The organism is Stenotrophomonas sp. STEN056 (assembly GCF_056759635.1).
In genome coordinates, this window is sequence record NZ_JBRRDL010000022.1 from 12,472 (window position 1) to 27,576 (window position 15,105).

Below are 15,105 nucleotides of genomic sequence, written 5' to 3' on the forward strand. Positions count from 1 at the left end.
GTCCAGTGGCTATACTTCGCGCATGAACACGACGTCCCGTTCCCTGATGCTCATTCCGGTGGCCTGCGCGCTGCTGGCCCTCACTGCGTGCGGCAACAAGGGGCCGCTGGTCATGCCGCAGAAGCCGGTGCCGATCGAGGAGCAGGAGGTCGAGCCGGATGATGCCGCACCCGCCGAGGACACCCCGGCAACGCCGGTGGATTCCAAGGACGATGCCGAAACACAGCCGGCCGACGATGCTTCCAACATCCATGGGTAAGTCGGCTTCGGGGCACCTGCGTTTCACCAAGATGCATGGTGCCGGCAATGATTTCGTGGTGCTGGATCTGCGTGATGGCACACCGCCGCCGGGCGCGGCCCTGGCCGCGAAGCTCGCTGACCGCCATCGCGGCGTGGGCTGCGACCAGATATTGACCATCGAGGCGTCGCGCGAGGAAGGCTCGGTGGCTTCCTACCGTATCTGGAACTCCGATGGCTCCACCTCGCAACAATGCGGCAACGGCGCGCGCTGCGTGGCGGCCTGGCTGGTGCGCGATGGCGTGGTGCAGGGCGATGAATTCGTGATCGACAGTCCGTTGCGCACGCATGCGGTGCGGCGTCTGGCCGACGATCAGTATGCGGTGACCATGGGCAAGCCGGATTTCGAACCCGCGCAGATTCCGCTGATGGGTTTCCCACGTGCGCGTGAGGAATATGCGTTGTCGCTGCAGGGCGAGAACGTGCGCTTTGGCGCAGTGTCGATGGGCAACCCGCACGCGGTGCTGGAAGTGGGCCTGATCGATGCGGCGCCGGTGGAGCGGGTCGGTTCGCTGCTGCAGCAGCACGCCTCGTTCCCGGAGTCGGTGAATGTGGGCTTTGCACAATTGCTCGACAGCGGGCACATCAAACTGCGTGTCTTCGAGCGCGGTGTCGGCGAGACACTGGCCTGCGGCAGCGGTGCCTGTGCCGCGGCCGTGGTGCTGATGCGGCGCGGCCGCCTGCAGCGTGATGCGTTGATCTCGCTGCCGGGCGGCGACCTGCGCATCCAGTGGCCGGATGACCAGTCCGCCATCGTGATGTCGGGGCCGGCAGCATTCGTTTTCGACGGAGAGTGGATGGGATGAACGAGACCGCAGAGAAAATCGGTGCCCATGAAGTGGCCGCGTGGCTGCGTCGTCACCCGGGCTTCCTCAAGCAGTTTCCCGATCTGGCACTCACCCTGGTGGTGCCGCGCGATGACGGCCCGACCGCTTCACTGGCCAGCTACCAGCTGGAAGTGCTGCGCGACAAGAATCGTGAGTTGTCGCGGCGCCTGGCCGACCTCGGCAGCAATGCGCAGATCAACGAGCGCCTTGCCGTACGCACGCACCAGCTGACCCTGGCATTGATGCGGCAGACCAGTGCCGCCGACACGCTGCGGGCCATGGCCGCGTCGCTGGAAGAAGACTTTGCGGGCGATCTGGTGCGCATCGTTTCCTTCCACGAGGTGCCGGAGCTGGCCGAAGCGCCGTGGCTGCAGGTCATTGCCCAGGACGACCCGCGCCTGGCCGCATTCCACGATTGCCTGCAGGACGGCGAGCCGATCTGCGGCCGCCTGCAGCCGGAAAAAAACACGCTGCTGTACGGCGATCGCGTGGGCGAGGTGTCGTCCACCGCGTTGCTGCCATTGCCGGGCGTGGGCCTGATCGCCGTGGGCAGCCACGACTCCAACCGCTTCTACCCGGGCATGGGCACGCTGTTCCTGCGCATGATGGGCGAGTCGCTGGCGGCCGGGCTGCAGCGCTTCCGCAGCGCGTGAGCGGAGCAGTACGGCGATGAGCGCCGTCCAGGCATTCCTGTCGTATCTGCAGGTGGAGCGCCGCATGTCGGCGCATACGCTGGATGCCTACCAGCGGGATCTCGCTGCGCTGTCGCTTTGGTGCGAGGGCAACGGGGTTGCCGATTCGCAGGCCTTGGCAGGCGACCAACTGCGCGATTTCATCGCGGCCGAGCACCGGCGCGGCTTGTCACCCAAGAGTCTGCAGCGCCGGTTGTCCGCCTGCCGCAGCTTCTACGCCTGGCTGCTGAAGAACAACGTCATCGACACCAGCCCCGCCGCCGGCCTGCGCGCGCCCAAGGCCCCGCGCAAACTGCCGCAGGTGCTGGACGCCGACGAAGCCGTGCAACTGGTGGAACTGCCCACCGACGCACCGCTGGGCCTGCGCGACCGCGCGCTGTTGGAGCTGTTCTATTCCTCGGGCCTGCGCCTGAGTGAACTGTGCGCCATGCGTTGGCGCGACCTGGATACCGCCAGCGGCATCGTGCTGGTGCACGGCAAGGGCAACCGCGAGCGCACCGTGCCGGTGGGTTCGCATGCAATGCAGGCATTGCAGGAGTGGCGCAGGGAAAGTGGCGGCACGGGCGACAAGCCGGTATTTCCGGGACGCGGCGGTGGGCCGATCAGCCAGCGCGCCGTGCAGATCCGCATCAAGCAGCTGGCGCAACGCCAGGGGCTGTTCAAGAACGTCCACCCGCACATGCTGCGGCACAGTTTCGCCAGCCATATCCTGGAATCGTCCGGCGACCTGCGTGGCGTGCAGGAACTGCTGGGGCACGCGGATATCGCGACCACGCAGATCTACACACACCTGGATTTCCAGCATCTGGCCAAGGTGTACGACGCTGCGCACCCACGCGCCAAGCGCAAGTCCTGAGCCGTTCGTCGCGCGCAGCCGTGATTGCTATTGGCATGCCGGATATCGGTTGCTGAACAGCCTGATTCCGGTGACGCAATTGCTCTGGAATTGACTTGCATCAGGGCGCGGGCAAGTGAGGGGGTGCATTGTTCGGGCCATTCGTGGAGGCATCGAATTGGCCAAGCCATTCCCGCTCAAGCCCAAACATCCCGAGCGCATCTGCTGGGGCTGCGACCGCTATTGCGCGGCCGAGGCGCTGATTTGCGGCAACGGTTCGGGGCGCACGCAGCATCCGATCGAGACGCAGGGCGAGGATTGGTACGAGGCGTGGGGCATCGAGCCGGACCAGGAGCATCCCAATCGCGCCAAGCTGTAGTGCTTGTCGCGGAGATACCCGCGTTGAGGACTTTGCCGGGCAGCGCACTGTCCTCGTGACGCACCATACCGTCGCCGTCGCCGTCGCCGTCGCCGTCGCCGTCGCCGTCGCCGTTTTGGCTGTGGCCGTTGCTGTTGCTGTAGCTGTCCGCCTCTCCCCTTGTGGGAGAGGATGCCGAAGGCAGGAGAGGGGAGGCGGCGCAGCCGCGCAGTTGCCTTTGCCTTTGCGACTCCCCATTCCCCATTCCCGATTCCCCCCGCAGACCTGAACGCCCGCTGTCACCGGCAGGCTTGATCGGAAAGGGGGCTGTCCCCATCTCCGGTGAACAGTATCCCGGAGGCCGTATGGACCCCAGTCAGAACCCGAATGTTTTCCACGCCACCACCATCTGCTGCATCCGTCGCGGCGAGCATGTGGCGATTGCCGGCGACGGCCAGGTCACGCTGGGCCACACGGTGATGAAGGGCAATGCGCGCAAGGTGCGCAGACTTGGCCGTGATGGCCAGGTGCTCGCAGGTTTTGCCGGTGCAGCGGCTGACGCCTTCACCCTGTTCGAGTTGTTCGAGGCCAAGCTCGAAAAGCACGGCCAGTTGACCCGCGCCGCCGTCGAGCTGGCCAAGGATTGGCGTACCGACCGCCGCTACGGCAAGCTCGAAGCCCTGCTCGCCGTGGCCGACAAGGAAACCTCGCTGATCATCAGCGGCACCGGCGATGTGATCGAGCCCGAAGACGGCATCATCGCCATCGGCTCGGGTGGTTCCTATGCGCTGAGCGCCGCGCGTGCGCTGCTCAAGCACACCGATCTGGATGCGCGTGGCGTGGCCACCGAGGCGATCAACATTGCCGGCGGCATCTGCATCTACACCAACACCAATGTGGTGGTTGAAGAGCTCTGAGCACTTCGGCCAACGACTGCGAGTACCCCATGAACCACAAGATCGAAGTCTCTTCCGCCACCATGACCCCGCGCGAGATCGTGCAGGAGCTGGATCGCCACATCGTTGGCCAGCACGATGCCAAGCGCGCGGTTGCCATCGCACTGCGCAACCGCTGGCGCCGCATGCAGTTGCCGGCCGAGCTGCGCAACGAGGTGATGCCCAAGAACATCCTGATGATCGGCCCGACCGGCGTCGGCAAGACCGAGATCGCGCGCCGCCTGGCCACGCTGGCCAATGCGCCGTTCGTGAAGGTGGAAGCCACGCGCTTCACCGAGGTGGGCTACGTCGGCAAGGACGTGGAGCAGATCATCCGCGACCTGGCCGATACGGCGGTCAAGCTGTACCGCGAGCAGGCCAAGGTGCGCGTGCGCACGCAGGCCGAGGAAAAGGCCGAAGACCGCATCCTCGATGCCTTGCTGCCGCGGCGCAGCGTGGGCATCGGTTTTGATGCCGAAGCCGCGCGGAATGAACCCTCCGCCGCCGACAATGAAACCCGCATCAAGTTCCGCCGCATGCTGCGCGCCGGTGAGCTGGACGAGCGCGAGATCGAGCTGGAAATCGCCGCCAACGTCAGCATGGACATCATGACCCCGCCGGGCATGGAGGAAATGGGCCAGCAGCTCAAGTCGATGTTCGCCAACCTGGGCGGCAGCAAGTCGAACAAGCGCACGCTGACGATCAAGGCCGCACGCCCGCTGTTGATCGAGGAAGAGGCCGGCAAGCTGGTCAACGAGGACGACATCCGCAGTGCCGCGGTCGAAGCCTGCGAGCAGCACGGTATCGTGTTCATCGACGAGATCGACAAGGTTGCCAAGCGCGGTGACAACGTCGGCGGTGGCGATGTCTCCCGCGAAGGCGTGCAGCGCGATCTGCTGCCGCTGGTGGAAGGCTCCAACGTGTCGACCAAGTACGGCACGATCAAGACCGACCACATCCTGTTCATCGCTTCCGGCGCGTTCCACCTGGCCAAGCCCAGCGACCTGATCCCGGAGCTGCAGGGCCGCTTCCCGATCCGCGTGGAACTGGGTGCGCTGAGCAAGCAGGATTTCGTGCGCATCCTCACCGAGCCGAAGGCCGCGTTGACCAAGCAGTACGAAGCACTGCTGGCGACCGAAGGCGTCAAGGTGAGCTTCACCGGCGAAGCGGTGGACCGTCTGGGCGAGATTGCGTTCCAGGTGAACGAGCGGCAGGAAAACATCGGCGCACGCCGCCTGCACACGGTATTGGAGCGGCTGCTGGATTCGCTCAGTTATGAAGCCCCGGACCGCGATGGTGAAACCATCAGCATCGACCAGGCCTATGTGGACAAGCACCTGGGTGAACTGGTGCAGGACCCGGACCTGAGCCGTTACATCCTGTAATTCATGCGTGTCTGATTGACGCGAGCGGCAGCACTACGGTGCTGCCGTTTTTTTTTTGAATTTTTGGGGGAGCGTGCAGGGGCGGGGCTTGTTGCTGGTTTTCGTCTGTTGGTGCGCATCCGACGGCACCCCTCCCCAGCCCTTCCCTGCTACGCAAGGGAGGGGGAAAAGCGGCGGCGCTGCCATCTGATCGAACTGCATGCACCGCCCCCTCCCTTTCGCATGGCGAAGGGGAGGGCTGGGGAGGGGTGTAGTTGCCTTGTTCCCCATCGCAATGCTTGGTTGCTGGGGGCTCTCTGCGATCAGGGCCGGATTCAGTCGGCCTCGTCGGCTTCCGGTGGCGGCAGGGGGGACGGCGGATCGCCCGGGGTGAACACGCCCGGCTTTACGTAGTAGGAAAGCAGCGCGTCCATGGTTTCCAGGTTGTCGCGCTCCAGCTCGAAATGCTTGGGCTCCATCATCGCGCTGTAGAGCACGCCGGTGAGTCCGGCATACAGGATGCGCGCGGCGGTGCCGGCATCCACGTTGTCACGCAGCTGTCCCAGTGCCTGGGCGCGCTCCAGCACGCGGCGGAAGATGGACAGCTCCTCGTCCAGGCTGTCGTGCTGCAGTTTCTGCATGGCCTGGCTTTCAGCGGACAAGTCGTTGCGCAGCATGATTTCCATCATGTTGCGCAGCCGGGGTTCGTTGGCCAGCTCACTGACGGACACCAGCATCGATGAGCGCAGGTCCAGCACCGGCGTGTTGCGGTGGGGCGAGTAGGTGCGGTGCAGGCGCTTGATGAAGGGGATGCGCTCGCGCTGGATGATGGCTTCAAGCACTTCGGTCTTGTTTTTGAAGTGCCAGTAGACGGCGCCGCGGGAGTATCCCGCGCGCTCGCCAATGGCCGCCAGCGAGGTGCTGGCCACGCCGGCTTCGTGGAAGCACGCCAGGGCGGCATCAAGGATGCCTTCGCGGGTGGCTTGCGCTTCTTCTTTGGTTTTTCTGGCCATTGCGTTGTGCAAATGCTGGATGAACCGAGCCGAATTGTAGCCGTTTACAAACATCCGTGCATGTATGTATATTTTCGCGGCTTGCTTCGCAGGAAGGCCGGGCTGTGTTTGTGGTGGCGACGCTCATGCTGTATCCGTAGCGTATGCGTACAGTTTTCCTACGGCTGGGGCAGCAGTAGCCCCTTGGTCCTGCGAGCGTTATTTTCCTTTTCGAGCCTTCCCATGTCCCGAATCAGCAACTGCCGTGTCCTCGCACTTTCCCTTGCTCTAACCGTTGCACTGGTCGCATGCAAAGGCGGTGAAGCGCCGCCGCAGGACGGCCCGGGCCAGGTCACGGTGGTGACCCTGAAGCCGGAGTCGGTCACCTTGACGCGTGAACTCGCCGGCCGCGCCAACAGCTACCAGGTGGCTGAAGTCCGCCCGCAGGTCAGTGGCATTGTCGCCAAGCGCCTGTTCACCGAGGGTGGCCTGGTGAAGGAAGGCCAGCCGCTGTATCAGCTTGATGATGCCGCCTACCGCGCCCAGGCCAACAGCGCCCGCGCGCAGCTGGCACGGGCCGAGGCTACTGCCAGCGCCGCACGCCTGGCCGCGCGCCGCAGCAGCGAGCTGGTCAAGAGCAAGGTCATCAGCCTGCAGGACGACGAAAGCGCGCAGGCCGCGTGGAAGCAGGCCGAAGCCGACGTGCTGGCCGCCCGCGCATCGCTGGATGCAGCCAACGTGACGCTGGGCTATGCCCGCATCACCGCGCCCATCAGCGGCCAGATCGGCAAGTCCTCGGTCACCCAGGGCGCGCTGGTCAGCGCGGGCCAGGCCGCGGCGCTGGCCACCATCAACCAGCTTGATCCGATCTACATCGACGTCACCCAGTCCTCGGCCGAGCTGCTGCAACTGCGCCGTGAACTGGCTGCCGGCCGCCTGGAAGGTGCTTCCGAGCTGCCGGTGGACATCCTGCTGGAAGACGGCAGCACCTTTGCCCACAAGGGCACGCTGGAGTTCTCCGAAGTCAGCGTCGACCCGTCCACCGGCAGCTATGCGCTGCGCGTGCGCGTGGAAAACCCCGAGCAGGTGTTGATGCCGGGCATGTTCGTGCGTGCGGTGCTGGGCAGTGGCGTGCGCCCCAATGCACTGCTGGTGCCGATGCAGGGCATCGCGCGTGACCCGAAGGGTGATACCAGCGCAATGGTGGTCGATGCCGAAGGCAAGGTCGCAGTGCGTCCGGTTACGGTCAGCCGCACCATCGGCGACAAGTGGCTGGTTGAGGGCGGTTTGAACGCTGGCGACAAGGTCATCGTCGAAGGCCTGCAGAAGATCGGCCCGGGCATGCCGGTACAGGCCACCGAAAAGGGTGCGCCAGCCGCCAAGCCTGCTGCTGCCGCGCCCGCCGCGGCGGCGCCGGCTGAAAAGCAGTAAGCGGAGAACTCCATGGCTCGCTTCTTTATCGACCGGCCCATCTTTGCGTGGGTCATCGCCATCATCATCATGCTTGCCGGCGCGCTGGCAATGCTCAAGCTGCCGATCTCGATGTATCCCGAGGTCGCGCCGCCGGCGGTGTCCATTACCGCCAACTACCCGGGTGCTTCGGCCAAGGTGGTCGAGGATTCGGTGACGCAGATCATCGAGCAGAACATGAAGGGCCTGGATGGCCTGATGTACTTCTCGTCCAACAGCTCCTCCAACGGCCAGGCCAGCATCACCCTGACCTTCGAGAGCGGCACCAACTCGGACATCGCCCAGGTGCAGGTGCAGAACAAGCTGCAGCTGGCCATGCCGTTGCTGCCGCAGGAAGTGCAGCGCCAGGGCATCAATGTGGCCAAGTCCAGCTCGGGCTTCCTCAACGTGCTGGGCTTTGTCTCCGAAGACGGCAGCATGAACGAGAACGACATCTCCGACTACGTCGGCTCCAATGTCGTCGATCCGCTGAGCCGTGTGCCGGGCGTGGGTTCGATCCAGGTGTTTGGTGGCAAGTACGCCATGCGCATTTGGCTGGATCCGACCAAGCTGCAGACCTACAAGGTGTCCGTTGACGAAGTCACCGCCGCGGTCAGGGCGCAGAACGCGCAGGTTGCGGTGGGCCAGTTGGGCGGCGCGCCGGCCATCAAGGGCCAGCAGCTCAATGCCACCATCAATGCGCAGGACCGCCTGCAGACGCCGGAGCAGTTCCGCAACATCGTGCTGCGTACCGAAACCGATGGCTCCACGTTGAAGCTGGGCGACGTCGCCCGTGTCGAACTGGGCGCGGAAACCTACGACTTCGTGACCCGCTACAACGGCAAGCCGGCCTCGGGCCTGGCCATCACCCTGGCCACCGGCGCCAACGCGCTGGAAACGGCCGAAGGCGTGAGCAAGACGCTGGATGAGTTGAAAGCCAACTTCCCGGCCGGCATGACGGCGGTTATCCCGTACGACACCACGCCGTTCGTGCGCGTGTCGATCAAGGGCGTGGTCAAGACGCTGCTTGAGGCCATCGTGCTGGTGTTCGTGGTGATGTACCTGTTCCTGCAGAACTTCCGCGCCACGCTGATTCCGACCATCGCCGTGCCGGTGGTGTTGCTGGGCACCTTCGGCATCCTGGCGGTGCTGGGTTTCTCGATCAACATGCTGACCATGTTCGCCATGGTGCTGGCCATCGGCCTATTGGTCGATGACGCCATCGTGGTGGTGGAGAACGTCGAGCGCATCATGTCCGAGGAAGGGCTGTCGCCGCTGGAAGCCACGCGCAAATCCATGAGCCAGATCACCGGCGCGCTGGTCGGCATCGGCCTGGTGCTGTCGGCGGTGTTCGTGCCGATGGCGTTCATGAGCGGCTCCACCGGCGTGATCTACCGGCAGTTCTCGGCAACGATTGTGTCGGCGATGGCGCTGTCGGTGCTGGTCGCCATCGTGCTGACCCCGGCGCTGTGCGCCACCATGCTCAAGCCGCTGAAGAAGGGCGAGCATCACGTTGCGCACAAGGGCCTGTCCGGTCGCTTCTTCAACTGGTTCAACAACGGCTTTGACCGCACCAGCGGCACCTACCAGCGTGGCGTGCGCGGCATCCTGATGCGCCCGGGCCGCTTCATGGCGGTGTTCCTGGCGCTGTCGGTGGTGATGGGCCTGCTGTTTGTACGCCTGCCCAGCTCGTTCCTGCCCAATGAGGACCAGGGCATCTTGATGGCGCTGGTCAATGCGCCGGTCGGCGCAACCCAGGAACGCACGCTGGAGTCGATCTACAAGCTGGAAGACCACTTCCTGAAGAACGAAGCCGACGCCGTGGAATCGGTGTTCTCGGTGCAGGGCTTCAGCTTCGCGGGCATGGGCCAGAACTCGGGCATGGCCTTCGTCAAGCTCAAGGACTGGAGCGAGCGCAGCGCTGACCAGGGCGTGGGCCCGGTCACCGGCCGTGCGATGGCGGCACTGGGCCAGATCAAGGACGCCTTCATCTTCGCCTTCCCGCCGCCGGCCATGCCGGAGCTGGGTATTGCCTCCGGTTACACCTTCTTCCTGAAGGACAACAGCGGTGCCGGCCACGACGCGCTGGTCAATGCCCGCAACCAGTTGCTTGGCCTGGCTGGTGAAAGCAAGCTGCTGGCCAATGTGCGCCCGAACGGCCTGGACGACACCCCGCAGCTGCGTCTGGACATCGACGTGGCCAAGGCCGGTGCGCATGGCCTGTCGCTGGACATGATCAACAGCACGCTGGCCACCGCGTGGGGTTCGAGCTACGTCGATGACTTCATCGACCGTGGCCGCGTGAAGCGCGTGTACGTACAGGCTGACGACGGCTTCCGCATGAACCCGGAAGACTTCAACCTGTGGACGGTGAAGAACAACGTCGGCGAAATGGTGCCGTTCTCGGCCTTCGCCAGCCAGCGTTGGGACTATGGTTCGCCGCGCCTGGAGCGCTACAACGGCGTTTCGGCGCTGGAAATCCAGGGCGAAGCCAAGCCGGGCGTGGCCTCGGGTGACGCGATGCTGGAAGTGGAAAAGCTGGCCAAGCAGCTGCCGCCGGGCTTCAGCATCGAGTGGACCGCCGTGTCCTACCAGGAGCGCGAAGCCGGTTCGCAGACACCGCTGCTGTACACGCTGTCGCTGTTGATCGTGTTCCTGTGCCTTGCCGCGCTGTACGAGAGCTGGAGCGTGCCGACCTCGGTGCTGATGGTTGCGCCGCTGGGCATCCTGGGTGCGGTGCTGGCCAACACCATGCGCGGCATGGAGCGTGACGTGTACTTCCAGGTGGCGATGTTGACCACCGTGGGTTTGACCTCGAAGAACGCCATCCTGATCGTGGAGTTCGCCAAGGAGCACCTGGAGAAGGGCGCCGGTGTGATCGAGGCGACGATGCATGCAGTCCGTGATCGCCTGCGTCCGATCATCATGACCTCGCTGGCGTTCGGCCTGGGCGTGCTGCCGTTGGCCATCGCCTCCGGGGCCGGTTCGGGTGCGCAGCGCGCCATCGGTACCGGCGTGCTGGGCGGCATGATCGTCGGCACCTTGCTGGGCCTGTTCTTCATCCCACTGTTCTTCGTGGTGGTGCAGCGCGTGTTCAACCGCAAGCAACTGGCCGAGAACGGCGACCTGCCGCAGTAACGCAGGCCTTGTGAACGGAAAACGCCGGGCATTTCCCGGCGTTTTTTTTTGGGGCGAGCCGTTGAAGCAGCGGTGAGCGGCCGCTGCCCGGCATGGCCAGGCAGGGCAGGCGTTGCTGGAGCCATGAAAAAGCCGGGGCATGCCCCGGCTTTTTCATGGCTGACCATCGTTGACCGCGCGGTTACGGGTCGATATCGGCTGTTTCCAGCAGTTGCGCCTTCTCTACCGCCCCCAGGCGTTGTGCGAAGACCGCAAGGCGGTTGCACATTTCGGCCTGGTGTTCGGGAAAGGCGGCAACCAACTCCCGTTGCACCTGCTGGTAAGCATCCCAGAAGGGTGCGGAACTGCGATAACGGTCGTAATGCCTGCGCAGACGGTGGCTGGCTTCCTGCAACGACCGCCGACTGCCTTTCTGAATGGCCATAGTTTGCATAGCTTCACCTCCATGGCAGAGCCCCTGTGCACGGAGCATAACGCGCGACTCTTACGATTTGGTTGCCGATGTCTCACTTTATGAATGAAATTGACCTGTTGCAGTCATTTTTTGTCATTCGCCGATGTCTTCATTCCAGATATCGGGGTTTTCGGCGATGTACCGCCCCATCATTTCGATGCAGCGGCTGTCATTGAGATCAATGACGTTGACCCCGGCCTCGCGCAGCCAGTGGATGCCGCCGCCGAAGCTGACGGACTCGCCCACCACCACCGTGCCGATGTTGAACTGGCGCACCAGCCCGCTGCAGTACCAGCACGGCGCCAGCGTGGTGACCATGATGGTGTTGCGGTAGCCGCGCTGGCGGCCGGCCTTGCGGAAGGCATCGGTTTCGCCGTGGATGGACGGGTCGTCCTCCTGGATGCGGCGGTTGTGGCCGCAGCCGAGCAGCCGGCCATCGTTGTGGTACAGCGCCGCGCCGATCGGGATGCCGCCTTCGGCCAAGCCCTGGCGGGCCTGCGCGATGGCGGTTTCGAGCAGGGCGGGGTAGTCGGGTGTGGTGATCATGGCGGTTCCTCAAGGCGCCGGGGGCGCCGCTACAGGGGGCATGATAGCTGCGGCGTTTGGTCGCACCGACGACGCCGCGCGCCGTCGGTGCGATAATCGGCGCCATGAGCGAATCCCCCTACAAGAGCGGCACCACCCACTTCGGCTTCCGCGATGTACCGGCCAAGGACAAGCAGAAGCTTGTCGGCCAGGTGTTCACCTCCGTGGCCGACAACTACGACCTGATGAACGACTTGATGAGCCTGGGCATTCATCGGTTGTGGAAGCGTTACTTCGTGGCCACCGCGCAGGTGAAGCCCGGCGACCGCGCGCTGGACCTGGCCGGCGGCACCGGCGACATCGCGGTGCTGCTGAAGGAGCGCCTGGGTGATGAAGGCAGCGTGGTGCTGGGCGACATCAACGCCGGCATGCTGTCGGTGGGCCGTGACCGGCTGACCAACCGCGGCCATGTGTCCGGCTTCGAATGGGTGCAGCTCAACGCCGAAGCGCTGCCGTTCCCGGACCAGAGTTTTGACCTGGTGACCATTTCCTTCGGCCTGCGCAACGTGACCGACAAGGACGCCGCACTGCGCGAGATGTACCGCGTGCTGAAGGTGGGCGGCCAGGCGCGCGTGCTGGAGTTCTCCGAAGTGACGGCGGACTGGTTCAAGCCGATCTATGACTTCCATTCGTTCAAGGTGCTGCCGACGCTGGGCAAGCTGTTCGCGCGTGGCGACGGTGACAGCTACAAGTACCTGGCCGAAAGCATCCGCAAGCACCCGCCGCAGGAAACGCTGAAGGCGATGATGACCGAGGCCGGATTTGGCCGCTGTCATTACAAGAACCTCAGTGGCGGTATCGTGTCGATCCATTCCGGCTACAAGCTCTGAGGTTTGCTGCTGGTGGGAACAGAAAGGCGGCCGTCAGGCCGCCTTTTTTGTTGGGCGCAATCTGGGTAGGAGCGGCCTTGGGCGCGAAGCTGGTGGGGCCTTGCGGCGCAAGGCTGGCTGCAATTGCAGGACTGTGGGTGGTTCAGGGGCTACCAGCTTCGCGCCCAAGGCCGCTCCTACGGTGCACTGCGGCATCGGGTACGCCGGTTAGGGTTTAAAATCGGCGGCTGTTCCCTGAACTGGTTCCACTCTGATGCGTTCTCCGTTCCTGATGCTGCCCCTGGCCGTGGCGCTTGTCGCCGGTTGCGCCAAAGAACCCGCCGCGCCCACCGTCGATCCCGTCGCCCAGAAGCCCGCCGCCGCCGTGAATTCCGTTAGCCGCAGTCACGATGAAAGCTCCTACGCCGAGCCGGACAAGGTGGTCATCAAGGACCTGGCGCTGGACCTGAGGGTCGATTTCGACGCCAGGCAGATCGGCGGCACCGCCACCTACACGCTGGAGTGGAAGGACAAGGCTGCCAAGCAGCTGCTGCTCGATACCCGTGAGCTGACCGTTGAGAAGGTCGAAGCCGTGGCCGCCGACGGCGCCGCCTCGCCGCTGCAGTTCGCCCTGGCCCCGGCCGACAAGGTGTTTGGCAGCAAGCTGAGCATCGAGACCCCGGACCAGCCGGCCAGCGTGCGCATCACCTACCACACCGCGCCGACCGCCTCGGGCCTGCAGTGGCTGGAGCCGTCGATGACCGAGGGCAAGAAGCTGCCCTTCATGTTCAGCCAGTCGCAGGCCATCCACGCGCGTTCGTGGGTGCCGCTGCAGGACACGCCGAGCGTGCGTTTTACCTACAGCGCGCATGTGACCAGCCGCCCGGACGTGATGGTGCTGATGAGCGCCGACAACGATCCCAAGGCCGCGCGTGACGGCGATTACGCCTTCAAGATGCCGCAGCCGATTCCGTCCTACCTGCTGGCCATCGCCGCCGGTGACCTGGTGTTCGAGCCGATCTCCGAGCGTTCGGGCGTGTGGGCCGAGCCGACCATGGTTGGCAAGGCGACCAAGGAGTTCGAGGACACCGAGAAGATGATCGGCGCCGCCGAGAATCTCTACGGCGAATACCGCTGGGGCCGTTACGACATGCTGGTGCTGCCGCCGTCGTTCCCGTTCGGCGGCATGGAAAACCCGCGCCTGACCTTCGCCACCCCGACCGTGATCGTCGGCGACAAGTCGCTGGTGTCGCTGGTCGCGCACGAACTGGCGCACAGCTGGTCCGGCAACCTGGTGACCAATGCGAGCTGGAAGGACATCTGGCTCAACGAAGGTTTCACCACCTACGTGCAGGGCCGCATCACCGAAGCGCTGTATGGCCAGGAAATGGCCGAGATGGAGCGCGAGATCGACCAGACCGACCTGCTCAACGAAGTGAAGGACATGAGCCCGGCCGACCAGGCGCTGGCACTGCCGCCGCTCAACGAGCGTGATCCGGACGAAGCACTGAGCAACGTGGCTTACGTCAAGGGCGCGTGGTTCCTGCAGTTCCTGGAGCAGCGTTTCGGCCGTGAGGTGTTTGATCCGTTCCTGCGTGGCTGGTTCAACGACCATGCCTTCCAGAGCGCCAACACCGACCAGTTCGTCGCCTACATGCAGAAGAACCTGCTGCCGAAGAACCCGACCGCGGTGACCGAGGCCGAGTTGAAGGCATGGCTGGAAGAGTCGGGCATTCCGGCGTTCGCACCGAAGGCGCGCTCGCGCAACTTCGCCGTGGTCGACACCGCGCGCATCGCCTTCCTGGGCAACCCGGATGTGCCAAGCAAGCAGGTGACCAGCGAGTGGGGCACGCAGGAATGGGTGCGCTTCATCGATGGCCTGGGCGACAAGCTGGCAGTGGAGAAGATGGCGCAGCTGGACAAGGCCTACCACTTCACCGGCACGCCGAACGGCGAAATCGCCATGCGCTGGTATCCGCTGGCCATCCGCAGCGGCTACACCGATGCACAGGCCGCCGCCGGTGCGTTCATCCAGACGGTCGGCCGCCGCAAGTTGATCCTGCCGATCTACGCCGAGCTGCTGAAGACGCCGGAAGGCCTGGCCTTCGCCAAGGACGTGTTTGCCAAGGCCAAGCCGGGCTACCACCCGATCACCACCGCCTCGGTGGAAGACATGATCGCCAAGGCTGAAGCCGCGCCGAAGCAGGATGCTGCGCCGAAGCCGTAATCGGCCAGAACGCGAAACAGAACAACGGCGGGCGTAAGCCCGCCGTTGTTGTTTGTGTCGTCGTGTTTTGCCTCGGCTCGCTTCACTTCGTCTTGTCTTGCTTTGCTTCGGCTCGATTCGGCACGGCTCGCTTTGCCTTGTTG

Annotated in this window: 14 protein-coding genes; 11 read left to right on the forward strand and 3 right to left on the reverse strand. The window is 64.5% G+C overall.

What is annotated here, in order from left to right; all coding sequences use genetic code 11:
* The first annotated feature begins 22 nt into the window (after positions 1-22).
* The 7 genes from lptM to hslU all read left to right on the forward strand — a co-directional run bounded on the left by lptM (position 23) and on the right by hslU (position 5,329).
* Complete coding sequence (gene lptM, locus ACVOLO_RS12395; RefSeq protein WP_481570612.1) at positions 23-259, forward strand: LPS translocon maturation chaperone LptM; 237 nt, start codon at positions 23-25, stop codon at positions 257-259.
* A complete protein-coding gene (gene dapF, locus ACVOLO_RS12400; protein ID WP_481570613.1) occupies positions 252-1,103 on the forward strand; it encodes a diaminopimelate epimerase in 852 nt (283 codons plus the stop codon). Before lptM ends, dapF begins: the two co-directional genes overlap by 8 nt.
* Positions 1,100-1,777, forward strand: a complete 678-nt coding sequence (locus ACVOLO_RS12405) for a DUF484 family protein (protein WP_481570615.1) — start codon at positions 1,100-1,102, stop codon at positions 1,775-1,777. The genes dapF and ACVOLO_RS12405 overlap by 4 nt, the downstream gene beginning before the upstream one ends.
* 16 nt (positions 1,778-1,793) lie before the next feature.
* Positions 1,794-2,672: a tyrosine recombinase XerC gene (gene xerC / locus ACVOLO_RS12410; RefSeq protein ID WP_481570616.1), complete on the forward strand. Its 879-nt coding sequence runs from the start codon at positions 1,794-1,796 to the stop codon at positions 2,670-2,672.
* Positions 2,673-2,829: 157 nt separating this feature from the next.
* Positions 2,830-3,030 (forward strand): DUF3079 domain-containing protein, encoded by a 201-nt coding sequence (locus tag ACVOLO_RS12415; RefSeq protein WP_481570617.1) that lies wholly within the window; start codon positions 2,830-2,832, stop codon positions 3,028-3,030.
* A 344-nt stretch (positions 3,031-3,374) separates the two neighbouring features.
* Complete coding sequence (hslV, locus tag ACVOLO_RS12420) at positions 3,375-3,926, forward strand: ATP-dependent protease subunit HslV (protein WP_481570618.1); 552 nt, start codon at positions 3,375-3,377, stop codon at positions 3,924-3,926.
* 29 nt (positions 3,927-3,955) lie between these two features.
* Complete coding sequence (hslU, locus tag ACVOLO_RS12425) at positions 3,956-5,329, forward strand: ATP-dependent protease ATPase subunit HslU (protein ID WP_481570619.1); 1,374 nt, start codon at positions 3,956-3,958, stop codon at positions 5,327-5,329.
* 314 nt (positions 5,330-5,643) lie between these two features.
* Here hslU and ACVOLO_RS12430 read toward each other — a convergent pair whose 3' ends face one another.
* A complete protein-coding gene (locus ACVOLO_RS12430; protein WP_481570621.1) occupies positions 5,644-6,321 on the reverse strand; it encodes a TetR family transcriptional regulator in 678 nt (225 codons plus the stop codon).
* Positions 6,322-6,543: 222 nt separating this feature from the next.
* On the opposite strand from ACVOLO_RS12430, the gene ACVOLO_RS12435 reads away from it, so the two are divergent.
* Together ACVOLO_RS12435 and smeE are read left to right on the forward strand one after the other, a co-directional pair.
* Complete coding sequence (locus ACVOLO_RS12435) at positions 6,544-7,731, forward strand: efflux RND transporter periplasmic adaptor subunit (protein WP_481570622.1); 1,188 nt, start codon at positions 6,544-6,546, stop codon at positions 7,729-7,731.
* A gap of 12 nt (positions 7,732-7,743) precedes the next feature.
* Positions 7,744-10,887 (forward strand): multidrug efflux RND transporter permease subunit SmeE, encoded by a 3,144-nt coding sequence (smeE, locus tag ACVOLO_RS12440; RefSeq protein WP_481570623.1) that lies wholly within the window; start codon positions 7,744-7,746, stop codon positions 10,885-10,887.
* Between the two features lie 181 nt (positions 10,888-11,068).
* Here the strand turns inward: smeE and ACVOLO_RS12445 are convergent, their stop codons facing one another.
* Together ACVOLO_RS12445 and ACVOLO_RS12450 are read right to left on the reverse strand one after the other, a co-directional pair.
* Positions 11,069-11,311 carry a hypothetical protein gene (locus tag ACVOLO_RS12445; RefSeq protein ID WP_481570624.1) on the reverse strand — a complete coding sequence of 81 codons (243 nt, stop codon included), beginning with the start codon at positions 11,309-11,311 and terminating at the stop codon, positions 11,069-11,071.
* Positions 11,312-11,434: 123 nt separating this feature from the next.
* Positions 11,435-11,887 carry a nucleoside deaminase gene (locus ACVOLO_RS12450; protein ID WP_481570625.1) on the reverse strand — a complete coding sequence of 151 codons (453 nt, stop codon included), beginning with the start codon at positions 11,885-11,887 and terminating at the stop codon, positions 11,435-11,437.
* A 104-nt stretch (positions 11,888-11,991) separates the two neighbouring features.
* Between ACVOLO_RS12450 and ubiE the strand changes: the two genes are divergently transcribed.
* A complete protein-coding gene (ubiE, locus tag ACVOLO_RS12455) occupies positions 11,992-12,756 on the forward strand; it encodes a bifunctional demethylmenaquinone methyltransferase/2-methoxy-6-polyprenyl-1,4-benzoquinol methylase UbiE (RefSeq protein ID WP_481570626.1) in 765 nt (254 codons plus the stop codon).
* Between the two features lie 253 nt (positions 12,757-13,009).
* A complete protein-coding gene (locus ACVOLO_RS12460; RefSeq protein WP_481570628.1) occupies positions 13,010-14,962 on the forward strand; it encodes a M1 family metallopeptidase in 1,953 nt (650 codons plus the stop codon).
* The last annotated feature ends 143 nt before the right edge of the window (positions 14,963-15,105 follow it).